The sequence below is a fragment of the Pseudomonas sp. MWU12-3088 genome (assembly GCF_023242405.1).
In the GTDB taxonomy this organism is placed as follows: Bacteria; Pseudomonadota; Gammaproteobacteria; order Pseudomonadales; family Pseudomonadaceae; genus Aquipseudomonas; species Aquipseudomonas kribbensis.
Map to the genome: position 1 here is coordinate 48,391 of NZ_JALJEA010000005.1, position 21,332 is coordinate 69,722.

Annotated in this window: 22 protein-coding genes; 8 read left to right on the forward strand and 14 right to left on the reverse strand. The window is 62.5% G+C overall.

What is annotated here, in order from left to right; genetic code table 11:
* Positions 1-15: 15 nt before the first annotated feature.
* The 4 genes from M5B98_RS14045 to M5B98_RS14060 are packed head-to-tail and all read left to right on the forward strand — an operon-like array spanning position 16 to position 2,810.
* Positions 16-900, forward strand: a complete 885-nt coding sequence (locus M5B98_RS14045; protein WP_248743005.1) for a type II secretion system F family protein — start codon at positions 16-18, stop codon at positions 898-900.
* A gap of 1 nt (position 901) precedes the next feature.
* The gene (locus M5B98_RS14050; protein ID WP_248743006.1) at positions 902-1,783 is read left to right on the forward strand and encodes a type II secretion system F family protein; all 882 of its coding nucleotides are present in this window, start codon (positions 902-904) and stop codon (positions 1,781-1,783) included.
* 15 nt (positions 1,784-1,798) lie between these two features.
* The gene (locus M5B98_RS14055) at positions 1,799-2,521 is read left to right on the forward strand and encodes a tetratricopeptide repeat protein (RefSeq protein WP_114881292.1); all 723 of its coding nucleotides are present in this window, start codon (positions 1,799-1,801) and stop codon (positions 2,519-2,521) included.
* Positions 2,522-2,537: 16 nt separating this feature from the next.
* Positions 2,538-2,810 (forward strand): DUF3613 domain-containing protein, encoded by a 273-nt coding sequence (locus M5B98_RS14060; protein ID WP_248743007.1) that lies wholly within the window; start codon positions 2,538-2,540, stop codon positions 2,808-2,810.
* A 37-nt stretch (positions 2,811-2,847) separates the two neighbouring features.
* Here M5B98_RS14060 and M5B98_RS14065 read toward each other — a convergent pair whose 3' ends face one another.
* Positions 2,848-3,624 (reverse strand): response regulator transcription factor, encoded by a 777-nt coding sequence (locus M5B98_RS14065; protein WP_318654179.1) that lies wholly within the window; start codon positions 3,622-3,624, stop codon positions 2,848-2,850.
* 125 nt (positions 3,625-3,749) lie between these two features.
* Positions 3,750-4,220: a prepilin peptidase gene (locus tag M5B98_RS14070; protein ID WP_248743009.1), complete on the reverse strand. Its 471-nt coding sequence runs from the start codon at positions 4,218-4,220 to the stop codon at positions 3,750-3,752.
* Between the two features lie 75 nt (positions 4,221-4,295).
* Between M5B98_RS14070 and M5B98_RS14075 the strand changes: the two genes are divergently transcribed.
* Positions 4,296-4,742, forward strand: coding sequence for a TadE/TadG family type IV pilus assembly protein (locus M5B98_RS14075; RefSeq protein WP_119429367.1), 447 nt, complete (start codon positions 4,296-4,298; stop codon positions 4,740-4,742).
* Positions 4,739-7,489, forward strand: a complete 2,751-nt coding sequence (locus M5B98_RS14080; protein WP_248743010.1) for an ATP-binding protein — start codon at positions 4,739-4,741, stop codon at positions 7,487-7,489. The genes M5B98_RS14075 and M5B98_RS14080 overlap by 4 nt, the downstream gene beginning before the upstream one ends.
* Here the strand turns inward: M5B98_RS14080 and M5B98_RS14085 are convergent.
* The 5 genes from M5B98_RS14085 to M5B98_RS14105 form a co-directional block, all read right to left on the reverse strand.
* Positions 7,486-9,483, reverse strand: coding sequence for a pilus assembly protein TadG-related protein (locus M5B98_RS14085; RefSeq protein ID WP_248743011.1), 1,998 nt, complete (start codon positions 9,481-9,483; stop codon positions 7,486-7,488). The genes M5B98_RS14080 and M5B98_RS14085 overlap by 4 nt on opposite strands.
* 146 nt (positions 9,484-9,629) lie before the next feature.
* Positions 9,630-10,187: a DUF4136 domain-containing protein gene (locus M5B98_RS14090; RefSeq protein WP_248743012.1), complete on the reverse strand. Its 558-nt coding sequence runs from the start codon at positions 10,185-10,187 to the stop codon at positions 9,630-9,632.
* A 54-nt stretch (positions 10,188-10,241) separates the two neighbouring features.
* Positions 10,242-10,853: a DUF4136 domain-containing protein gene (locus M5B98_RS14095; RefSeq protein WP_085732749.1), complete on the reverse strand. Its 612-nt coding sequence runs from the start codon at positions 10,851-10,853 to the stop codon at positions 10,242-10,244.
* A 12-nt stretch (positions 10,854-10,865) separates the two neighbouring features.
* Positions 10,866-11,615, reverse strand: coding sequence for a methyltransferase domain-containing protein (locus M5B98_RS14100; protein WP_248743013.1), 750 nt, complete (start codon positions 11,613-11,615; stop codon positions 10,866-10,868).
* Complete coding sequence (locus M5B98_RS14105) at positions 11,615-11,917, reverse strand: MazG-like family protein (RefSeq protein WP_011332275.1); 303 nt, start codon at positions 11,915-11,917, stop codon at positions 11,615-11,617. Before M5B98_RS14105 ends, M5B98_RS14100 begins: the two co-directional genes overlap by 1 nt.
* Before the next feature lie 145 nt (positions 11,918-12,062).
* Here M5B98_RS14105 and M5B98_RS14110 point away from each other — a divergent pair, with 145 nt between their 5' ends.
* Together M5B98_RS14110 and M5B98_RS14115 are read left to right on the forward strand one after the other, a co-directional pair.
* Positions 12,063-12,356 (forward strand): hypothetical protein, encoded by a 294-nt coding sequence (locus tag M5B98_RS14110; RefSeq protein ID WP_248738457.1) that lies wholly within the window; start codon positions 12,063-12,065, stop codon positions 12,354-12,356.
* Positions 12,357-12,393: 37 nt separating this feature from the next.
* Positions 12,394-13,743 carry an MATE family efflux transporter gene (locus M5B98_RS14115; RefSeq protein ID WP_248743014.1) on the forward strand — a complete coding sequence of 450 codons (1,350 nt, stop codon included), beginning with the start codon at positions 12,394-12,396 and terminating at the stop codon, positions 13,741-13,743.
* Here the strand turns inward: M5B98_RS14115 and M5B98_RS14120 are convergent.
* From M5B98_RS14120 to M5B98_RS14150, 7 genes are all read right to left on the reverse strand, one after another.
* The gene (locus M5B98_RS14120; RefSeq protein WP_248743015.1) at positions 13,737-14,612 is read right to left on the reverse strand and encodes an alpha/beta hydrolase; all 876 of its coding nucleotides are present in this window, start codon (positions 14,610-14,612) and stop codon (positions 13,737-13,739) included. The genes M5B98_RS14115 and M5B98_RS14120 overlap by 7 nt on opposite strands.
* Positions 14,613-14,629: 17 nt before the next feature.
* Positions 14,630-15,424: a DUF4123 domain-containing protein gene (locus M5B98_RS14125; protein ID WP_248743016.1), complete on the reverse strand. Its 795-nt coding sequence runs from the start codon at positions 15,422-15,424 to the stop codon at positions 14,630-14,632.
* A complete protein-coding gene (locus tag M5B98_RS14130) occupies positions 15,421-16,764 on the reverse strand; it encodes a type VI secretion system Vgr family protein (protein ID WP_248743017.1) in 1,344 nt (447 codons plus the stop codon). Before M5B98_RS14130 ends, M5B98_RS14125 begins: the two co-directional genes overlap by 4 nt.
* 232 nt (positions 16,765-16,996) lie before the next feature.
* Positions 16,997-18,910: an arginine decarboxylase gene (speA, locus tag M5B98_RS14135; protein ID WP_114881280.1), complete on the reverse strand. Its 1,914-nt coding sequence runs from the start codon at positions 18,908-18,910 to the stop codon at positions 16,997-16,999.
* 219 nt (positions 18,911-19,129) lie between these two features.
* Entirely contained in the window at positions 19,130-19,501 is a 372-nt protein-coding gene (locus tag M5B98_RS14140; protein ID WP_114881279.1) for a translation initiation factor Sui1, read from the reverse strand.
* A 187-nt stretch (positions 19,502-19,688) separates the two neighbouring features.
* The gene (locus M5B98_RS14145) at positions 19,689-20,246 is read right to left on the reverse strand and encodes an NUDIX hydrolase (RefSeq protein ID WP_114881278.1); all 558 of its coding nucleotides are present in this window, start codon (positions 20,244-20,246) and stop codon (positions 19,689-19,691) included.
* A 3-nt stretch (positions 20,247-20,249) separates the two neighbouring features.
* The gene (locus M5B98_RS14150) at positions 20,250-21,317 is read right to left on the reverse strand and encodes a DUF2333 family protein (RefSeq protein ID WP_065260254.1); all 1,068 of its coding nucleotides are present in this window, start codon (positions 21,315-21,317) and stop codon (positions 20,250-20,252) included.
* Between the last annotated feature and the right edge of the window lie 15 nt (positions 21,318-21,332).

Genomic DNA, 21,332 nt, shown 5'->3' on the forward strand with positions numbered 1-21,332 from the left:
CATGGAGCTTTCGTCATGATCGGGCCGGTGATTCTCATCGTCATTTGCCTGATGCTGCTGGGGCTGTCGATTCGCCTGTTCCTGCATGGCGTGCGCAAGACCGCCAACGAACGGGTGCTCACGCGACTGGCTGCCGGGCAACCGCAGACAGCGCCCGGCAAAACTACGTGGACGGGGCTTGAACGCATGTTCCTGCGGGCCGGCCTGGGCCGTCCCGGCGAGCGTCTGGGACTGTGGCTGGCGTTATGGGCCATCGCGATGATGCTGGGTTACCTGACCGCCGAGTGGATCGGCCTGCTGATCATGATGCTGGCGCCACCCCTGGTGTTGCGCCTGTACATCGCGTGGCTGTATCGCCGCCGGCTCAACCGCATGATCGAGCAACTGCCGCAGTTGCTGGACCACACAGTGCGCAGCCTCAAATCCGGGCGCACCCTGAACGATGCCGTGCTGGGTGGCATCGACTCCAGCGAGGATCCGCTGAAGACCGCGATGGGCCGCGTGCAGCGCAACGTGCAACTGGGGGTGAACCTGCCAGATGCGGTGAGCGACTTCGCCGAGCTCTACGAACAGGACGAACTGCGCATGTTCGCCCTGGGCCTGAAGGTCAATCACCGCTACGGCGGCAATGCCAGCGAGCTGCTGGAAAACCTGATCAAGCTGATCCGCGAACGCGATCAGGGCGCCCGCCAGCTGCGCGCCCTGACCGGCGAAACCCGTCTGACCGCGTGGGTGCTGGGATCGCTGCCGGTGATCATCGTCAGCTACTTCATGCTGACCAATCCCGGTTACATGCTCGGCATGTGGAAAGACCCCGGCGGCCAGACCATGCTGATCATCGCGGTGGTGTTGCAGGTCATCGGCAGCCTGGCGCTGTGGCGCATGTTGAGGAGTGTCTGAGATGGTGATCCTGGCCAGTCTCATGCTGCTCGGGGCACTGTTGCTGGTCGGCAACCATTTGCTGACCGAGCGTCGCCGGGTGCGTCAGGTCAACCAGCGCCTGCAGGGCCATCTGGTGCGCGAGAACCAATTGCGCACTTTGTTGCGAGCGCTGGGCAACAGCCGGTTCGGCCAGCGTTCGGTGAGCATGGACAGCGAAACCCAGACCCTGCTCAACCGTCTCGGCTGGCGCCGCGCCAGTGAGCGCTCGCTGTTCGCCGCGTGCCAGATCGGCACGCCGTTACTGGCACTGGGCATCGGTTTGTTTCTGCAGGAAGTGTTCTTTCCCCAGGCGCCCAAGGGCTGGCTGGTGCCGATGTTCGCCACCGGCACCGGTTACCTGCTGCCCAAGCGCTTGTTGGCGTATGCCGCCGCCCGGCGGCAAAAAATCATTTCGGTGGAAGTTTCGACGTTCATTCCTCTGCTGCGCATCCTGTTCGAGTCCGGCATGGCGGTCGAACAGGCACTGCGCGTGTTGAGCATCGAGGGGCAGAAACTGCTGCCGGAACTGACCAGCGAATTGCGCCTGATCCTCGCCCGCGTCGACTCGGGGCTGGAGCTCGGGCAGGAACTGAACAAGGCGGCAGTGATGCTGGCGGTGGATGAGTTCACCGACACCTGCGTGATCCTGCAACAACTGATTCAACAGGGCGGCGGCGCGATGAAATCGCTGCTGGCGCTCAAACAGCTGCTGGATGACCGACGCCTGACGCGCTTGCAGGAATACATCTCGAAGATGTCGGCGAAGATGTCGGTGGTCATGATGCTGTTCCTGTTTCCGGCCTTGCTGATCGTACTGGCAGGCCCCGGATTTACCGCAATCACCCGGGCGTTTGCGTCCTGACATGGAGAGCGTTTGATGAAAGCACTGATGGTGGTGGCAAGCCTGTTGCTGCTGGGCGGTTGCGCAACCGATGGTCAGGCGCCGTGGACCGCCATGCTGGCGCCCACCAGTTGCAGCAAGCTGAGCGCCGAGCAGGAGCTGTCGCTGAATCTGGTGGACGATCTGGCCAATGACGGCAAGCTGCACGCCAGCCTGGCCAACCTGCAGGGCCTGCCCGACAACCTCGTGGAGGTACGTCTGCGCAAGGCCAAGGTCTATCGTCTGCTGGGGCGCAGCGAAGCCGAACCCCTGTATCGCGGCCTGCTCGGCACTTGCCTGAGCGCCGACGCCGAACACGGTCTGGGTCAGCTGTACGCCGCCCGTGGCGATAACGGTCAGGCCCAGGCTCATCTGCAACGGGCCGTTCGACTGGCGCCGACCAATGAAAACATCCACAACGATCTGGGCGTGGTGTACCTCAACCAGTTGCGGCTCGAAGACGCGCGCTTCGAGTTCCTCACGGCCATCGAGCTCAAGCAGAACAATCAATTGGCGACGCTGAACCTGATCACCTTGCTGATCTACCAGAACAACTGGCAGCAGGCCGCCGAAATCGTCAGTCGCGCGCACCTGACCCCGGAACAGTTCACCGACGCTCAGGAGCGGGCGGAAAAACTCAAGTCCCCGATCAAGGCAAAACCTGCCACCGGCAATCAGGTCGCGGTGGCGACTGACCCGCAACCGGCGACGATCAAGTGACCTTCAAGGAGGCGCCATGAACCGCTTCAAGAAATTGTGCTGTCTGGGTCTGTTGAGCCTGCCCTTGAGTGCGCAGGCCATCGACGCCGGCCCCGCCTCGGCCCAGCAGCAGGAAACCGAAGGCTGGCTGTTGCTGCAAAGCCGCAACAAGGCCGCCTCTCCCGATCCGCAGGCGGCCACGGCCACCGAGCGTGAACTGGCCATGCAGCGCTGGCTGAAGAAATACAAATATGACATCCCCGATTTCTATGACCCCGATGCCGGGGGCAAGATCGAGAGGAAGAACTGACGTCCCTGGCCGCGCGATGGCGGCCAGGCACAACGGACTAGTGCGCGGTCACCCGCTGCCGCAACGCCGCAGCACTTGGCGAAAGCGCCAGCGCGAGTTGAGTGCGGTTGTGCATGTGGGTCAGGCGCAGCACCTGCGAGACGTAAAGCTTGACGGTGTTTTCAGTGATGCCCAACTCGCAGGCGATCTGGTAATTGGTCTGCCCCTTGCCCACCAGACGCGCCACGTCCAGTTGCCGCGGTGACAACTGATTGAAGATGGCCGGGATCTCCAGCGCGTCGGTGTCACCGGATGCCTGCTCACTGACGGGAGCCGGCCCGCGGCGCACCTTGTCCAGATCCTGATACAGATCATCGATGGACGACGACAGGTCCTGCAGCTTCTGATTCAAGTGCCCCAGTTGCAGGGTTTTCTGCCGCTCCTGGAGCACCGTCTCCTGACGCTGCAGGCCTTCGAGCAGTTCGTCGAGGTTGACCGGTTTCTGGTAGTAGTCGGCAATCCCGGCGCGCAACGCCTTGATCACATCCTGCTTGTCGGCGCGGCCGGTGAGCATGATCGCTTCGAACACCCGCGCCTTGCCGGCCTGTCGCTGCAGTTCCTGCACCAACTGAATGCCGTCGAGGTCCGGCATGTGCAGATCGCACAGCACCAGACCGATCGCCGGATCCTCGGCAAAACGCTCGACGGCCTCTTTGCCGGACCCGCAGGGGACACAGCGATAGCCGTTGCTCTCGAGGAACTCACAGAGTTCCTCGACGATCAGCGCCTGATCATCGACAACGAGGACTTTTACCGCAGATGTAAGCTTGTTCACGTGCCACTCCATGCCCGGGCCAAAACTGACCATTCCTGTACTGTCAGCCGTTGGCCGTATAACCAGTACCTTTGAAAGTAGACGCACTTTCCGACTATGTACATAAGACTAGTGGCGTTTGGCGACTAATGGATCCAAGGTAGTACAAGCAGGAAACCGATCAGCACGAACGGCGCAAATGGCAGCTTTTTTGACATGGATGGCGCCATATATCGAAGACGATGTCTAAGCCTTTGACTCATATGCAGCCAGACTCTTGGCGCCAGCAGGATCCAGACGACGCTTGCGACGCCGGCGCCGATAAAAATCCCGAGCAACGACAGACCGTCCGTCGCAAGACCGAGGGCTGTCATTAATTTCACATCGCCGGCCCCCATTCGTCCCATGAAATACCCCGGCAGGGTGAACGCCAGCGCCACCAGACAGGCCCAGCCGCCCTGCTCCGCTGCAGCCCCCGTCCAGGTCGTTCCGAAATACAGCAGATAAACCAGTGCCAGGGCGCCAACGCCCAACGTCATGACGTTGGCGATCCTTCGTTGCCGGGCATCCTGGGCCGCACACAAGGTCAACCAGATCAGAAGAACAAGGCTTTGCATCCGGTAAAAACCGTCCGTTTTGGCTGAATGATTCTATGCTGATACTACGCAGTGACTGTCAGGGTAGACGCACGGATGAAAACCGGCTCTCGGAAGGCGCAAAAAGGCGCGGTGGCGATCGAATTCGCCCTGGTGTTCGTGATCTTTTTCGCGGTGTTTTACGGCCTGGTCAGCTATGCCCTGCCGTTCGTGCTGATGCAGACGTTCAATCAGGCCACCGCTGAAGCGGTTCGTCGCAGCGTGGCGGTCGATCCCACGACACCCAACTACTCGACAGTTGTCGTCAACACCGCCAACGCCGCCCTGACCCAGCAGTTTTCAGGCCTGCCCAGCGCCCTGAACGTGGTGGTCGGCGTGGACACTTCAGCGATCTATGACACGACGCAAGGTACGCTCACCGTCAGCGTCAATTACCCCGTCAGCAAACTCAATCAGGTCATTCCGTTTCTGGTGTTGCCGGGCGTCGGCGCCGTCCCCAGCCTGCCCACCAACCTGACCGCCAGCTCGAGCCTGAAATTTTGACGTCCGGGGACAATCTGTTCGGCCGCCTGCTCAAGCGCGCGCCGCTGGCCGGCGACCTGCCGGACGTGCTCGGTTCCCCCGCGACGGGCCTGCACCTGTACCTCGATGGCGACGGCGCCGTGTTGCAGATGGCCGGCCCCTTGCGTCTGTTGCTGGCACAGCAGATGCCCCATGACAAACCGTTGCCGCTGCAAGATTTACTGCTACCCCACAGCACCCTGGCGATCGAAGGCCGGCCACAGGAATGGCAGGGGCTGCTGCTGGACCTGGATTTCCCCGGCCTGGGCGAACAGACCCTGCACCTGCGCGGCTGGGCCCAGCCTCTGGGCAACGGCTGGCTGCTGCAACTGATCGACATTGCCGACCTCTTGTCCGAACGCCAGCAAGCCCATCAGCGCGAGGCGTGCCAAGGGATTGCCGGGCAGATCAGCAAGCAGTTGCGCAGTTGCAGCCTGGGACGACTGCCGATGGTCGTCAGCGATCAACTGCAGATCATCGCCCAACGCTGGCAGATCCCCTGTGTGGCGCTCGCCTTGCTCAATGAGCAGGAACAGGTGTGGCAGGTTCACTGCCAGTTCCACGCCCACGACGCACCCGCGCTGTGGCACGACGGCCAACGCCTCGGCACGCCGCTGGACAGCCTCAATGGCACCGGTCCGCAACGCCTCGGCGCGCATTACGGCCAGTATGAACATTCACGGGTGCAGGGGCTGTTCGGCAACGCCGAGGGTTTCGCCGTGCCCTACAGCGACGATCGAGGCGTCATGGCGTGGTTGCTCTGCGGCTTTTACGCCGTCGACAAGACCGCGCCCTATCTGACCGACCGTGACTGGCTGATGCTGGCCGGCGCACTGGCGGGGCCGTTGCTCGGGCGTTTGCGTGAGCAGCAGCATCAGCTGCAACTGGAGCGCCTCGAGTCGTTGCAGACATTGCTGGGCACCGGCTGGTGGGAAATCGGCAGCAGTGGCGAACACATTCAGCTGGCGCCGACGCTGGCCGTCACCCTGCAACAGGACAGCTCGACGCTGACCCTGGAACACTGGCTGAACCTGATCCACCCCGCTGACCGCGAAGAAGTGCGCAGCCGCCTGCAAGCCTTGCAGATGCATGGCGAAATCCTCGATCTGTGCGTACGCCTGCATCCTCGCGACGCCAGTCAGTCGCCGGCGTGGTATCGCCTTCAGGGGCAGGTCAGCGGCACCGGCGATCACCGTCGGCTGGCGGGCTTCATGCTGGACATCAGCGACATCAAGAACCAGCAGCAACTGGCCGCTGCGGCCCATGCGCGACTGGACAACCTGATCGCCAGCTCGCCGGCGGTCATCTATGTCCAGCACTACGTCGAAGGCGCATTGCTGCCGGCGTTTTTCAGCGCCAGTCTGCAGCCGTTGCTGGGCTGGAGCCTGGAAGACTGCGATGCCGGTGCGTTGGTGGAGCGGATCCACCCGGATGACCGGGCGCTGTATTTCGAACGCACCCGGCAGTTGTTGCGCGAAGGTTCGGTACGCGCCCGCTATCGCCTGCGCGACAGTCGCGGCGATTACCACTGGCTGCTCGACGAAGCCCGGCTCCTGCGCAACGACCTCGGGCTGCCGGTGGAGGCCGTCGGCTTGTGGCTGGATGTCACTGAAGCGACGCTGGCCGCCGAACAGGTCAGACAGAGTGAAGAGCGCTACCGGATTCTGGTGGAAGACTCGCCGGCGATGATCTGCCGTTATCGCCCGGACCTGATCCTGACCTTCGGCAACCAGCCGCTGGCGAAGTATCTGGAATGCGCGCCCGAAGATTTACCCGGGGTCAATCTGGGCAGCTGGATGTCGGACGTACAACGCGCAGACTTCGTCGAGCGTCTGGCGTTGTTGACCCCGGAGTCCCCCGTCAGCACCGCCGAAATCAATCTGCAATTGCCGGGTCGTGAGCATGCGTGGTGGGTGTGGTCGGATCGCGGCGTGTTCGATGAGCGCGGGACACTGATCGAAGTGCAAGCCGTTGGCCGCGACAACACCGAAGTGCGCCGCTCCCAGCAGCAGCTTACCCAGAGCGCGAAAATGGCCACCCTCGGCGAAATGGCCACAGGCCTGGCCCATGAAATCAACCAGCCGCTGAACGTCATGCGCATGGCCATCGTCAACGTGCAGAAGCGCCTGAGCAACGGCGATGTGCAGATCGACTACCTGACCGACAAACTCAACCGCATCGACGCCCAGGTCCAGCGCGCCGCGAAAGTGGTGGATCACATGCGGGTGTTCGGCCGCCGTTCGGAAATCGAACAGCAACTGTTCAACCCGGCGAGCGCCATCGAAGGCACGCTGTCGTTGCTGGCTGAAGGCATGCGCGGCAAAGGCGTCGACTTGCGCATCAGCGAGACGGCTTTTGTCGTCCAGGTGCGCGGTTACGTCGATCAACTGGAGCAGGTGCTGATCAACCTGATGGTCAATGCCCGGGATGCGTTGCTGGGCAAGCGCGAGTCCGAGTCAGGCTTCAAACCGTGGATTTCGATTTACGCCGAACGGGATGAAGAAAAGGTGCGGCTGTGGGTCGAGGACAACGGCGGCGGCATTGATCCGCGTCTGCTGGAGCGGATTTTCGAACCGTTCTTCACCACCAAACCGGTGGGCGTCGGCACCGGTCTGGGGTTGTCGGTAAGTTACGGAATCATCGAGAACATGGGCGGCCATCTGAGTGTGCGCAATTCGGCGGAAGGCGCACGGTTCTGCATCGAACTGCCGATCGCCCCCGATGACTAGATGACGAGATACGCCTTGCCGGTCTGGCCACAGGTCATGTTGGCGCCGACGTCCACGTCCATCAAATTGATTCCCAACCCGTTGAGCAAGTTATTCAGCAGCGGGTCGAGCAATGGGCTGACCAGATTGGTGATCAGCGGTTGCAGAATTGTCGTGACACCGCTGATCAGGCTGGCAACGCCGGTGATGATCGCCCCCAGCGGGTTGCTGCCCTGGGGTTTGTAGACGATCAGGTTGATCCCCGCCAACGTGCTCGCCAGGCTGTTAACGATATTGCTGGTAGGCGCAGCGGAAATCACGCTCGGCGGCTGTTTCAGGTTGGGTGGCGTGGGGAACGGCGTGCCGCTGGAAAACACCAGATCCTGAGTGTTCTGCGCCACGCTGGTGTTGACCATGATCGCGATGCCGCCGGCGCCGTATTGCACGTGGGTGCTTTCGTCACAACTGCCGATCGCCAGAATCTTGTGGCAGGTCACGGTGCCCAGATCCACCAGCGGCAACGGGGTGACCGTCGGTTCGGCAGAGGACGAAAAAGCGTTGGTCGGATCAATCTTGCCCACCTTGAGATCGGCAACGGAGGTGATGGTATGGGCCGTCAGGCTCTTGGTCCCGGTATTGCCGGTGGGGCAGCTGTAATCGGTGACGTAACTGATGGCGCCGCCGGCATCGAGGCTGATGTCGATTTCCGGCGATGGCAGCAGCAACGGGTCCAATTGCTGGCAACCGGCGCCGAGCAGGCAACCCACCGAATTCAGGGTGGCGACCAGGTTCAGACTGAGCAACGCATTGAGTGTCGGGGTCAGGGTTCCGACCAGTCCCAGCACGGCGTTGGTCAAACCGGTCACCCCAGACAACACCGGCAGATTCACCGAAAGCATCGTGCGGATCTGCGCGGTACGCACGTAAATCCGGTTCGGCCCGGTGGGGTTTGCCTTGGCCAGTGCCGGATCGCCGATGGCGGAAAACTGCGGCGGCTCGATGACCTTGACCCGCACCGTGACATTCGCCAGCCCCAGCACGCTGATCGGCAGGGTGGCGGCCACCGCGCTGTTGCTGTTGGCCAGCTGGATCACGCCCTGGATCAGTTGCAGCAGTTGCAGATTGGCGTCGAGCCCGGCCGCCGTGGTGCCGGTCTGCAGCTGCAGGATATCGCCCAGTTTCAGCGGCGCGGCATTGATCGCCGCCACTTGCAGTTGCCCCAGCGCGGTAATCACGTCGGCGGTTGCGCCATTGAGCTGGACCACCGTAATCGCGGCCTGGATCAATTGCGTCACGGTGGTCTGGGTATTGAGCAACTGGGTGTAATTGCCGGCGGCGACGTTGAGGTTGATTGCCAGTTGATTCAGATAGCTGAGCAGGTTGATGTCGGTGTTGAGCAGGCCGTTCCAGCCCACCGCCGTCAGATTCACACTGCCGCCCAGCAGGCCGGAGACCAGCGGGTTGAGGATGCTCGACTGGGCGGTGCTGATGTTGGCCAGGTTGCTGCGGATATTCAGCTGGGCCACGGTGGGCTGGGGTTGCGCGGCCACGGCCGAGGCATAGAGCACGGTGTTCAGGCTCAACGGTGTGCCACTGAAAAGTGACTGCACGCCGCCGGCAAAACTGGTGGTCACTGTGTGGTTGGCCGCGACCTTGACCGCCACCGCCTGGGTGGCGTCCACGCTGAACGTGCGCAAACCGCTGGAGGCCGTTATCAGCGTGCCGCAGTCGACCACCAGCACGTTATTTGCGTCCGTGACAAAACCGTTGCGTGTCGCACTTTGCCCCGCGTAACTGGCCGCCGTGAGGCCCGGCAGACAATTGCCGCCACGGCTGACCGCTTCCAGCGCCGCGTTATCCACCAGCCGCTGCAACTTGCGCTGCTCCATGTACAGACGGCCGGTGTCCACCACCAGCAACATCAGGATCAGCGCGAGGCTGAGGGTCGCGGCCGCCATCAAACCGATGGCCCCGCGCTGTCGGGCGGGGCCGCGACACTGCGAAAGACGCGACATGGCGCACTCCTTTGTCGGCACACGGCCGGGCGCAAGCTCCATTGGTGGATGTCAGTGTAGACGCGGCGCATCGACACTGCTGGCAACGCGCCAGCCGCTTCTCCATAAAAAACGGGAGCCATTGGCTCCCGTTTTTGTGCGCCGGCTCAGCGCGGAGGGTAGTTCGACAGAATCCGCGTCACCGTTTCATGGATGGCGCTGCTGCGATCCGCCGGATTCGGCGTGCGACTGAGCATCTGCTCGTCGCTGCCGCGCCACACCAGTTTGCCGTCCTTGCCGTCGAGCAGATCGATCTGGATCGTCGCGACCTTGTAGGTGATGTTGCGGGTTTCGTTGTACATCGGAGCGCCCCAGTAACCGTTCCACGGGCCACCCCAACCACCGCCATAGTTGGTGGTGACCTGTTGCTGGCGATCCTCGACGATCAGGTAGGTCTGCACATTCAAGTCACCTTTGGTGCCCGCAGCGGCCGGGCGCAGGCCGCGCTGATCCAGTTGATCGGCGACGGACTGGCGAATCCGCTGTTCGGTCAGGTCGCTCTTGATCCGTGGGTCGTCGGGGCGGTATTGCAGGGCGGGTTCTTTCCAGCTCCAGCTGCGGTAGGCGGCAAAGTCGCGGCTGGCGTCAAAGTCATGATTGACCTGGTTGGCGGCGCAGGCACTGAGCAGCGTGGCCATGGCCAGTAAAACAAAACGGCGGAACATGGTTTTTCTCCGGTGGAAAACATGAACCTGAGGGAGCTTCCGGTTCACGGGAAGCTAACTGGGAGGATACGCCGACATGGCCTTTTCGACAGCCTCCCGGATCGCATCGGCCCGGTCACTCTGATTGCCCTGAGTGCCGGTTTCGGCGCTGGCACTCCAGACCGGCTGGCCGGTGCCGGCGTCAAACAGATCGACCCGTACCACCACGACCTGCTCCTGATAGGTTCGGACAATCGGGACCGTGTTGTACATCCCGTAACCCCGACCGTAACGGTCATAGCCGCCGTATCCGCCGTAGTAACCGTAATCGTCCTGGACCTGGCGCAAGCGGGTTTCCAGACTCAGGTTGGCGCTGACGAACAAGTCGGCCGGACGATTGTCATGCAGAGGTCGCAAGCCGCGCTGGTCCAGCGCACTGCTGACCGCCTCGGCCACTTGTGCCGAATCCGCCCAGGCACTGCCGGGTGGCAGGCGTCCGTTGAGCCACGCCCAACTGCGGTAGCGCCCGTAATCCCGTGGCGGCGCCGGGTATGCGCTGCGGTCGAAGGTGGTTGCGGCTTGCGGTGGCGCCGGCGGCAACGGCCGCGACTGCGCCACATAAGGGTTGCTGCCCTGGCACGCGGCCAACCCCAGACAGATCAGCAATAACCCGGAATGACCTTTCATTTCATGCTCCGATCAGATCGGCCGGCAGATCCAGTGCAAGTAGCGCCCAAGCCCGGCGAAGCTTGGGTGACGACGGTGGGCGAGCTCCATCTCGAGCAAATCAATCAACTCGGCACGGGCCTGGAATTCCACCGGCATGTAATCGTGGAAAACCCGGATCCCGCTCTGGGTTTCGACCTGCCACAACCCTTCGAGTTGCGTGGCCAGTTCCCGTGGATCGAGCGGCTGCTGCGGGGTCAGGCTCTGCTTTTCGCCGGCCATGTCGTTCCTGCGCATTTTCTTGAAATGGCCTTTTAGCAGGTTGCGATAGACCAGCGCATCACGGTTGTAGAACGCCAGCGACAGCCAGCCGCCGGGCTTGGTCAGTTGATGCAGCACCGGCAGGATCGCGTGGGGTTCGGCCAGCCATTCGAGCACGGCGTGGCAGATCACCACGTCATAGGGATCGGTGAGTTGACCGAGCAGTTCCTGCCAAGGCGCCTGAATGAACGTTGCGGTCTGCCCGGCGTCGGCAAAGCGCTGGCGTGCGCCTTCGAGCATCGGCTCGGCTGGCTCGGTAAAGGTCACGTCGTGCCCGCGCTCGGCCAGCCACAGCGACATGTGGCCCAGGCCGCCACCGATGTCCAGCACCCGCAACGGACGATCCGGCAAGGCTTCGGCAAGATCGGCCTGCAACACCGCGAGGCGGATCGCGCCTTTGGCACCGCCGTAGATCTTTTCGGCGAAACGGGTCGCCAACTGATCGAAATGACGGTCACTCATCAGCTGAACCGCCGTTCGCTGTCGGCGAGCTTGCTGCGCACCACTTCATTCATGTCCAGACCCAGCTCGCTGCACAGCAGCAACAGATAGAGGACGATGTCACCGACTTCCTGGCCGGCGTGGGCCAGCTTGTCCGCCGGCAGTTCGCGGGACTGGTCTTCGGTCAGCCACTGGAAGATTTCCACCAGCTCGGACATTTCCACGCTGGCGGCCATGGCCAGGTTTTTCGGGCTGTGAAATTGCCGCCAGTCATTGCGGTCGCGAATGGCGTGCAGGCGTTCGGTCAGTTCAACAAGGTTCATCGGGTTCTCCTGAAGGCGTATAGCTTCGGGGGGATGCCGCGCGAAGGCAAGGGGCAGCCACCACCCGGCAAACCCTCTATGCTTGCAGGGAACTCGGCCGCCCCCGGCGCGGCCCAAGGCTCAGCTCTTTCATCAGGATGCAAACATGCAGGTAGAAAGCTTTTTCGAATGGCTGGGCCAGGCGCTCGGCTCGATCATCCGTTTCATCGTCGACGGCCTGAGCGGCCTGTTCAATCTGTTGAGCCATGCCGGCGGCAACTTCGTCGACGGGCTGGCGAAGGCCCTGGGCATGGACACTTCGATCATCAGCATCATCGCGCTGATCGTCGGCCTGATGCTGCTGTGGTCGGCGATCCGCGCCTTCATGAATGCGTCGATCATTGCCGGGATCATCTGGCTGCTGCTGGGACTGTGGCTGCTGAGCTGGATCATTCACTGACACCTCCCGCTACAATGCCGCTCCCCAAGGAGCCCGCATGTCCAACCTGATCGCCGACTGGCGCGACCGCCCGACTCATCGCCGGGTCTGGGCCCTCGCCGCCCCCATGATCCTTTCCAACATTTCCGTGCCGCTGGTGGCGCTGGTCGACAGCACCGTCATCGGTCACCTGCCTCACGCCCATCAGTTGGGCGCGGTGGCGGTCGGGGCCAGCCTGTACACCGTGCTGGCCTGGGCCATGGGTTTCCTGCGCATGGGCACCACCGGGTTCGCCGCGCAGGCGGCCGGGCGCAGCGATGGTGCGGCGCTGCGGCAAATCCTGCTGCAGGGTTTGTTGCTGGCGATGGGGCTGGCGTTGCTGCTGGGAGCGGTGGGCGTGCCGCTGAGCGGGGTCGCCCTGCACTTCATGCAACCGTCGCCGGAACTCAATCAACTGACTCGCGACTTCTTCCACACCCGCCTGTTCGGCCTACCGGCGGCGCTGGCCAGTTATGCGCTGGTCGGCTGGTTCCTCGGCACCCAGAATGCCCGGGCGCCGCTGGCGATTCTGCTGACGACCAACCTGATCAACATCGTGCTGAACCTGTGGTTCGTCATCGGTCTGGACTGGGGCGTGGTCGGTTCGGCCCGGGCCTCGGTGGTCGCCGAATGGTGCGGCGCCCTGCTCGGCCTGGCGCTCACCCGCAAGGCCTTGCACGCTTACCCCGGGCAAATCGTCTGGGCGGCATTGAAGGTGTGGCAGAGCTGGCGGCCGCTGCTGGGGGTCAACCGCGACATCTTCATCCGCAGTCTGGCGCTGCAATCGGTGTTTTTCCTGATCACCGTACAAGGCGCGCGACTGGGTGACGCTACGGTCGCGGCCAATGCGCTACTGCTCAACGGCCTGCTGTTGACCGCCCATGCGCTGGACGGTCTGGCCCACGCGGTCGAGGCCTTGTGCGGGCATGCCATCGGCGCTCGCGATCGTCTTGCGTTGCGTCGTTCGCTGGTAGTGGCCGGCGGCTGGTCGTTGCTGGCGAGCCTGGGTTTTGCTGCGTTGTTTTTGTTCGCCGGGCATCTGTTCATCGAGATGCAGACCGACATTCAGAGCGTGCGCGAAACCGCGTTCATCTATCTGCCCTACCTCGCCGTGCTGCCGTTGATTGCGGTGTGGAGCTACATGCTCGACGGCCTGTTCATCGGCGCCACTCGCGCCCGGGAAATGCGCAACGGCATGTTGCTGACGGTCGCTCTGCTGCTGCCGATTGCCTGGGCATTGAGCGGGCTGGGCAATCACGGCCTGTGGATATCTTTCCTGCTGTTCATGGTGCTGCGCAGCCTGACCCTCGGCACATTGGCGTGGCGGTTGCGGCGCAACGACGGCTGGTTTGCCGGTGCCGCTCACTGAGGCGGCGTGTGCCGGATGAAGGCGACAACCTGATCCAGCACCGGCGCCAGCCAACGTAATGGCCGAGACATTGTCGCCACCAGCGTCGCGTGGTTGGGCCGGGCGTAGTACAGATCCTGTACCGGCACGCCGGCCTCGCGCAGTGTTCGCGCCAGGCCGCCGGTATTTCGGATCGGATCAACCAGACTGTCGCGGCTCGCGGCAATCAGCAGCGCTGGTGGCGCGCCGTGGCCGACATGCCGGATCGACTGCGATTGCGGCGGCGAGTCCGGCCAGAAAAACACCGGGCGCACCTCGGGGTTCTTGATCGGCAGGAAATCGTAAGGCCCGGCCAGGCCGATCCAGCCACTCAGGTCGGTGGGGGACATTCCGACCGCGCCCAGCAGGCGCGAATCCAGCGCCAGCATCGATGCGTTGTAGGCCCCGGAACTGTGTCCCATCAGGTACAGCCGCCGGGGATTGCCGGAATATTCGTGGATGTTGGCCTTGGTCCACGCGACGGCGCGGGCTCCGTCCTCGAGAAACAACGGATAACGCACCTGCGGGTACAACCGATAGTCCGCCACCACCGTCACGATGCCCCGGGAGGCCAGCGCCTCGCCGACAAACCGGTAATCGCCACGCTCGCCGCTGTTCCAGCTGCCGCCATAGAAAAACACCACCACCGGGGCGTTTTCAAGCAGATGGCGCGGCACATAGACATCGAGCTTCTGACGCGGATCCTCTCCATAGGCGATGCCTGCGGTTTTGACGTAACTACCGTCCGGTGTCAGGCCGTTGAGCATTTTCAGCGGCGAACAAGCACTGAGCAGCAACAGCAAGAAACCGGCAGGGACCGCGCAAAACCAATGCCGTAAAGAGTGGGCCATGCGCGCGAAACCTCGTGTCAGGGTGGGTCGTTCTGCCAGCGGCGACGCAGATGTTCGAGCCGCTCTTGCTGGGTCAACCCTTGTGGCGGTTGCAGCAGTTCTGCACGCGGATGCAGCAAGCGTAGCCACAACCAGTCGTCCAGCACGGCCCGCTCGCTGAAACCCAAAGTCAGGCCTTGTTCAACGTGGGAGCACAGCGTGCGGTAATCGGTTCCCGTCGATTGGCTCCAGCGCCAGATATGCTGTTCCAGCAGGCAGCGATGCAGGCGCTCGCGTTGATGACGGGTCAGCCCCTGTTCAATCTCCAGTGGCTCTACGTCCAGGCCCGGATTACGCAGCTGTTGCCAGCCCAGACTGCCGCTCGCCCGATCGGCCCAGGTACCGCCGAACCAGCGCAGCCAGTTGATCGGCCCGAGCCAGCAGCTCAATTGACGAGCATCGCAGGCGTCGAAAAAGTAGCTGGCTGTCTGCCGGTCGTAGTAATTGAGCAGCGCACGATGATTCAGGCCCACAGAAACCGTCAGCATCCGCTGTAAATGCGCACGCAACGATTCGATCGTGGCATCGCTGCCCAGCAACAGCCCGCACCAGGTGTGCGGGTCGGTGTGACACAACGCCGACAGCACCGGGCAATCGCGCAGATCGATCAACAACGGCCCTTGCTCGCACACGGGCTGAAACTCCGTACCGTCAAACAGCCGCAAACTCGGCAGGCCAGCGATTTCCTGGCGCAACACGCTCAACGCCTGTGGAGCGTGCACGGCATCCAGCAAAAGCCATTGCGCACGCTGCCCCGGTACCTTGCCGCTCATCGTCCATCGCCAGGGCTGAGTCCGGCGACCAGCCGGCAGCTGCAGACCGTCTCCCGACAGTGCCGGTAGCTGCCGCCACCCGGCATCAGGCACAACAGCAGCAAAGGCTCGCGCGCACTCAGCCATGGCGCCAGGCCTTCACTTGCCAGGGTATCGGGCAACGACGGCGGTTCATCATCCTTATGGTTCTCGGCGATTGCCGTCGGCTGCAGAACACCACTGATCACCGGTTGCTCGGGATCGCCTTCGAGAAAGCTCACCACCACCTCGACGCCTTCATGCAATGACGTCAGCGTCGTATCCGCCAACGCGGGGGCCAATGGCAGCCAGCAGTGGCTGGGTTTTGCCCCTTCGCCCTGATAGAGCCAGTCGAACTGCACCGCGACCGGCCGCGAGCGATCCGGTTGCGGCTCGTCGACCGCCACCACCCAGGCCCGCTGCAGACTGCCCATGCGCAATACCGGACGTTCGACGACCGGTTCACACGCCTTCAGGTGCTCGGCGACACAGAGGCGGTTACTGTAGGAGGGCTCGAGCATCTGATCGGCGCAGTGCTCGATACGGGTCAACAGCCAGTGGGTGTCGCACTCTGCAAACGGCTGCGGGGACAAACTCAGCCACCGACCGCAACGCAGGGTCGGCACATCGGAATGTCCCTGCGCCGTCCGGGAACGCACGGCTGTCTCAGAAGCCCCGCTGACTTGCTCTCGAATCAGCCAGCGGCGCACCGCTGGTGCGGAAGCCTGAGCATCGAACAGCAACTCCCCCGCTCGCGGCAACCGCGCCAGGTCGTCGCCAAACACCAGACAATGACTTTCGCGCCCATGCTCGAAGTGATAGTGGATCTGCGACTGCGCGCACAGACGCTGTACCAGTTGCAGGTCCGATTCACCGTATTGAGCACAGAACCTGCGGGGCGGATGATCGGCGTGCAATTCGAACCGGCGCTGATGGCCGGTGATGCCGTGCTCCCTGAGCACCTGATCGAGAATCTGCGGTACCGATCGGCCACTGAACATTCGCTGGCTATGGCGCAGCCCCAGACAACTCAGTTTCGGACCCAGCCGTGCCCGGCACAACCTGGCGCCATGGCCGTGCTCGTTCTGGACGAGACTCTGTAATTGTCCGTGCACCCCATTGCCAGAAGGCCCGAAGCACAGGCGTGCCGGGCGATACAACAGACCGGCAAGGTCGAGATGAGGATCGTCGATCAATAGATCGATTTCGAACGCAAAAGGCTCGCTGATTGCCTCGCAACCGGTAAAGGCCAGGACTTCGAGGGGAGCGGACAGACCCGCGACATCGAGACGAAACGACGACTCGTCGACTGGATCGAACATGGGCGATTCTCTACAGGAGGGGCGGCCGGGGATTCTCGCCGAGAGCCATGGCCGAGTAGAGAGCCGAAGTACAAATTAGGAAATGGCCTACGCGAAAAGCAGACGACATCACTTTTCTTGTGAAGATGAAGGTCATTTCGCTGGCAGAAAAAGAGAAGTCGCATCAGGTCATCCGAAACTTCCGCTGCGCGCGGAACAATTTCAGACAACCTGATGGGTTCGGAACCTGACGTCAGGAAGACAGGTAGGAGGAACGGGTCAGACCCAGGCGCAATGCATCGAGGAACTGGGTGCGCTCGCTGGCGCTGATGCGGGCACTGGCGCACTTGTCGCGGTAGTGGGTCATCAGCTCTTCCGGCGACAGGTGCACATAACGCAGCATGTCTTCGATGGTGTCGTGGGTTTCGATCCCGGCGTGGTACACGCTGCCGTCGGCGTTCTGGTAGATGTTCACCGAGTCGGTGTCACCGAACAGGTTGTGCATGTCGCCGAGGATTTCCTGATAGGCGCCGACCAGGAACACGCCCAGCAAGTAGTCTTCACCTTCGTTCAGCCCGTGCACCGGCAGGCTGGTCTCGATGCTCTGCTCGTCGACGTACTGGTTGATCTTGCCGTCGGAGTCACAGGTCAGATCCTGCAGCACCGCACGACGCAGTGGCTCTTCGTCGAGACGGTGCAGCGGGATGATCGGCAGCACCTGATCGATCGCCCAGGTGTCCGGCAGGCTCTGGAACACCGAGAAGTTGCAGATGTACTTGTCGGCCAGCTTGTCGTTGAGTTCGTCCAGCACCTGACGGTGCGAACGCTGACGCGCCTTCAGCGAGTTGTGCAGGCGACGGCACACGGCGAAGTAGCACTGCTCGGCCAGGGCTTTCTCGGCCAGGGTCAGCTTGCCGTCGGCGTACTGGGCCGCCACGTCGCTCATGTAGTGGGTGGCGCGCCAGTAGGTTTCGGTGACCATTTCGATGTCGGTCGGGCCGAGCAGGTCAACCAGCCACTGCACGGTTTCCGGCAGCGCTTCCTTGTTCTCGATCTGCGGCACGTCGTCGTTGTGTTTCTCGACGTCGGTCACCTGCACCACCAGCATCGCGTGGTGGGCGGTCAGCGAACGGCCGCTCTCGGAGAAGATGTGCGGATGCGGCAGGCTCTGCGCGTCGCAGAACTCCTTGAGCATGCCGACCACGACACCGGCGTAGTCATCCATGTCGTAGTTGATCGAACTGGCGTTGCGCGAGTGAGTACCGTCGTAGTCCACACCCAGACCGCCACCGACGTCGATGTGATCGACCGGCAGACCGAGGTTGCGCAGCTCGCCGTAGTAACGGATCGCTTCCTTGAAGCCATGCTGGTAGTCGGCCAGGTTGGCGATCTGCGAGCCCATGTGGAAGTGCAACAGACGGATGCCCTGATCCAGACCCGCCGCGCGGAAACGCTCGACCACCGACAGCAGTTGCGCCGCCGACAGACCGAACTTGGATTTCTCGCCGCCGGTATCCGCCCACTTCGACGAGGCCAGCGACGACAGGCGCACGCGCAGGCCGACCTGTGGCTTGACCCGCAGCGATGCGGCTTCTTCGATCACCAGACCGACTTCGGATTCTTTCTCGATCACGATGAACACGTTGTGGCCGAGCTTCTGGCCCATCAGCGCCAGACGGATGAACTCGCGATCCTTGTAACCGTTGCAGACGATGGTGCCGCCCTTCGGCGCCAGCGCCAACACGGCCAGCAGCTCAGGCTTGGAGCCGGCTTCCAGACCGATGGAGACGTTCTGGGTGGCGATGATGTTTTCGATCACCGCTTCCTGCTGGTTGACCTTGATCGGGTACAGCGCGGTGTATTTGCTCTGGTATTCCAGACGCTCGATGTTCGAGTCGAAAGCACCGGTCAGCTGACGCACGCGGTCTTGCAGGATGTCGGGGAAACGCACCAGCAGCGGCAACGACAGGCCGCTCTTGCGCAACTGGTCGACTTGTTCGAACAGATCGATAGGCGAGCTGCTCGGGCCGTTCGGACGAACTTCGACGCGACCGGCGTCATTGATCGCGAAATACCCGGCCCCCCAATGGCGAATCCCGTAAACACTGCGGCTGTCCGCAACTGTCCATTGGCTGCCATCGTCTTTGCGTGTGCGTCGTACGGACATCGAAGTCCCCTATAAAGAAGTCATAGTGCGTCGCCTGATTGCAGGCCGGCGCAGTCTAAAGAATGAAAATGACGGTTCGTCAGCGGGGCGGTAGACCGCGCTGACAGCGTTGAGTTTAGAAACCGGTCATGAACAGGCTCTGTGAAAACCATGGAGACGACGCCGGGACTGACGAGCATCAGAGCCGGATCAAGCCGCTGGTGGTTTTCACAGAGGCTGCTAGCCGCCGGACTTCTTCGCCTTGAAACCGTGCCTGGTCAACTCGGCCAAGAGTAGCTCGACATGATCGCCCTGGATCTCGATGACCCCGTCTTTCAACGCACCGCCGGTGCCGCAACGTTTCTTCAACGTTGTCGCCAGCTCTTTGAGTGCGTCTTCGGCCAGGGGCACGCCGGTGATGGTGGTCACCGTTTTGCCGCCACGACCTTTGCTCTCGCGACGTACGCGGGCAATGCCGTCGCCGGCCGGGATCACGGTTTGTCTGCAGATACAGGCGTCCACCGGTTTACTGCATTCCGGGCAATGACGACCTGCGTCGGTGGAAAATACCAGGCCGCCCAGGGCGGCGAAGGATGCGGCTTTTTTGGCCACCGGCAATCCTCTCGGGAGGACAAAGACTGATCGCAGCCTTGGGCAAGGCTATCGACCGCGAAGCCCCACTCAGGCAGGGGCAGCGCTACTGCACCGGTTGCTCCTGTAAAGCAGGCCGGCACAGCTTGAAAAGGTCGCGCAGTGTAACGGCAAAAACGCCGATTGCTAAGTGCCAATCGGCGCCAATTTATGAGTTCTTTGCGACGTCGCTTCGTTGAGCCTTCAGATAACGCTTCAAGGCCGCCAGAGAGTCCGGACAATAAGGCTTTTGCTCGATTTCCAGCATCACCTGATCGACCGGAATGAAGCGTGCTTCGAGCACCTCTTCCGGCTGCAGGATCAGCGGCCCGTCCCATACCGCCGAGAACGCCGAACACCACAGGCGATTGCCGGGATCCTCGAAGTAGAAATGGTCGTGGGCCGTCAGCTCGACGCCGCTCACCCCCAACTCTTCTTCCAGCTCACGGGCCGCCGACTCGGCGTAGGTCTCGTTCGCCTGCACCATGCCGCCCGCCGCCACGTCCCAATACCCGGGATAAATGGCTTTACTCAGGGTCCGTCGATGGACACAGAGCTCACCGGCAGAGTTGAACAGCATGATGTAGGTGCCGCGCCCGATCAGCCCGCGCTCGCGCAAGTCGGAACGGACAAGGGATCCGAGCAGGTTGTCCTGCTCGTCGACCCAGGCGATCTGTTCGGCATCCGAGGCGGCGCGGTGGGCCGCCTCTCTGGCGTTGTCGCTCATGACTCAGCCTTGATTGAGCAGTTGACGAAGATCGATCACGGCGGCGTTGGCCCGGGAAATATAGTTGGCCATCACCAGCGAGTGGTTGGCCAGAATGCCGAAACCGCTGCCATTGAGGATCATCGGGCTCCAGACGGTTTCCTGGGAAGCCTCCAGCTCACGGATGATCTGACGCACGCTGACCGTAGCGTTCTTCTTCGCCAGGACGTCGGCGAAGTCGACTTCGATGGCCCGCAGCAGGTGCGACAGCGCCCAGGCCTGGCCACGGGCTTCATAGAACACGTTGTCGATCTGCATCCACGGGGTCTCGACGACTTCTTCGTCGACCTGCGGCACTTCACCCACAGCCGGCACTTCGGTTTTCAACGCTGTGTTCAGTTTGACGCGACCGACACTGGCCGACAGCCGTTGCGACAGCGAACCGAGACGCGTACCGACGTCGCCCAGCCAGTTGTTCAGGTTGTCGGCGCGGGCGTAGAACAGCGCATTCTTTTGCGTCGGGTCAGACAGGCGTGCCTGATAACGGCTCAGGGAGTTGATGCCTTCCTGGTATTCCGACTCACTGGACGGCAGGATCCAGCTCTTGTTGTCGAAGTTGAAGCGCGGCTCGGCCTTGGCCAGATCGGCGTCTTCAGCCGATTGCGACTGCGAACGGGCGAAGTCCTTGCGCAAGGCACGGGTCAGGTCGCGCACCTGGACCAGCACGCCATATTCCCAGCTCGGCATGTTGTCCATCCACAGGCCCGGCGGGAAGCGGTCGTTGGAAATGTAACCGCCCGGCTTGTTCAGCAGGGTGCCGGCGACGGTCTTGAGGGTCTCGACGGTGGTGTAGCCGACCACCATCTGCTTGCCTTCCTTCTCGGCGGCCAGCTGGGCGTTCTGCGCCACGGGGAACAGGGCCGGCTCCTCGCTCCAGTACCAGCCAAGGGCGATGGTCACCAACAGGTAAATACCGACCAGCGTGGCCAGCGCTCGGCTGAACAACAGGCCGCCCACATAGCTGCGGGTGGCGGATTTCGGCTCGGCGGCACGTTCGGGCGCGCTGCCCGCGCGATTCTTCCAGTCCAGCATGGCGATATCCTTTCA

What these genes read in the sequence shown, in the direction of transcription:
- speA (WP_114881280.1), bottom strand. Translation starts at nt 18,910, where the DNA reads ATGTCCGTACGACGCACACGCAAAGACGATGGCAGCCAATGGACAGTT.
- M5B98_RS14050 (WP_248743006.1), top strand. Translation starts at nt 902, where the DNA reads ATGGTGATCCTGGCCAGTCTCATGCTGCTCGGGGCACTGTTGCTGGTC.
- M5B98_RS14095 (WP_085732749.1), bottom strand. Translation starts at nt 10,853, where the DNA reads ATGAAAGGTCATTCCGGGTTATTGCTGATCTGTCTGGGGTTGGCCGCG.
- M5B98_RS14070 (WP_248743009.1), bottom strand. Translation starts at nt 4,220, where the DNA reads ATGCAAAGCCTTGTTCTTCTGATCTGGTTGACCTTGTGTGCGGCCCAG.
- M5B98_RS14150 (WP_065260254.1), bottom strand. Translation starts at nt 21,317, where the DNA reads ATGCTGGACTGGAAGAATCGCGCGGGCAGCGCGCCCGAACGTGCCGCC.
- M5B98_RS14120 (WP_248743015.1), bottom strand. Translation starts at nt 14,612, where the DNA reads ATGGCCCACTCTTTACGGCATTGGTTTTGCGCGGTCCCTGCCGGTTTC.
- M5B98_RS14145 (WP_114881278.1), bottom strand. Translation starts at nt 20,246, where the DNA reads ATGAGCGACAACGCCAGAGAGGCGGCCCACCGCGCCGCCTCGGATGCC.
- M5B98_RS14075 (WP_119429367.1), top strand. Translation starts at nt 4,296, where the DNA reads ATGAAAACCGGCTCTCGGAAGGCGCAAAAAGGCGCGGTGGCGATCGAA.
- M5B98_RS14115 (WP_248743014.1), top strand. Translation starts at nt 12,394, where the DNA reads ATGTCCAACCTGATCGCCGACTGGCGCGACCGCCCGACTCATCGCCGG.
- M5B98_RS14110 (WP_248738457.1), top strand. Translation starts at nt 12,063, where the DNA reads ATGCAGGTAGAAAGCTTTTTCGAATGGCTGGGCCAGGCGCTCGGCTCG.
- M5B98_RS14045 (WP_248743005.1), top strand. Translation starts at nt 16, where the DNA reads ATGATCGGGCCGGTGATTCTCATCGTCATTTGCCTGATGCTGCTGGGG.
- M5B98_RS14125 (WP_248743016.1), bottom strand. Translation starts at nt 15,424, where the DNA reads ATGAGCGGCAAGGTACCGGGGCAGCGTGCGCAATGGCTTTTGCTGGAT.
- M5B98_RS14085 (WP_248743011.1), bottom strand. Translation starts at nt 9,483, where the DNA reads ATGTCGCGTCTTTCGCAGTGTCGCGGCCCCGCCCGACAGCGCGGGGCC.
- M5B98_RS14055 (WP_114881292.1), top strand. Translation starts at nt 1,799, where the DNA reads ATGAAAGCACTGATGGTGGTGGCAAGCCTGTTGCTGCTGGGCGGTTGC.
- M5B98_RS14105 (WP_011332275.1), bottom strand. Translation starts at nt 11,917, where the DNA reads ATGAACCTTGTTGAACTGACCGAACGCCTGCACGCCATTCGCGACCGC.
- M5B98_RS14100 (WP_248743013.1), bottom strand. Translation starts at nt 11,615, where the DNA reads ATGAGTGACCGTCATTTCGATCAGTTGGCGACCCGTTTCGCCGAAAAG.
- M5B98_RS14130 (WP_248743017.1), bottom strand. Translation starts at nt 16,764, where the DNA reads ATGTTCGATCCAGTCGACGAGTCGTCGTTTCGTCTCGATGTCGCGGGT.
- M5B98_RS14060 (WP_248743007.1), top strand. Translation starts at nt 2,538, where the DNA reads ATGAACCGCTTCAAGAAATTGTGCTGTCTGGGTCTGTTGAGCCTGCCC.
- M5B98_RS14090 (WP_248743012.1), bottom strand. Translation starts at nt 10,187, where the DNA reads ATGTTCCGCCGTTTTGTTTTACTGGCCATGGCCACGCTGCTCAGTGCC.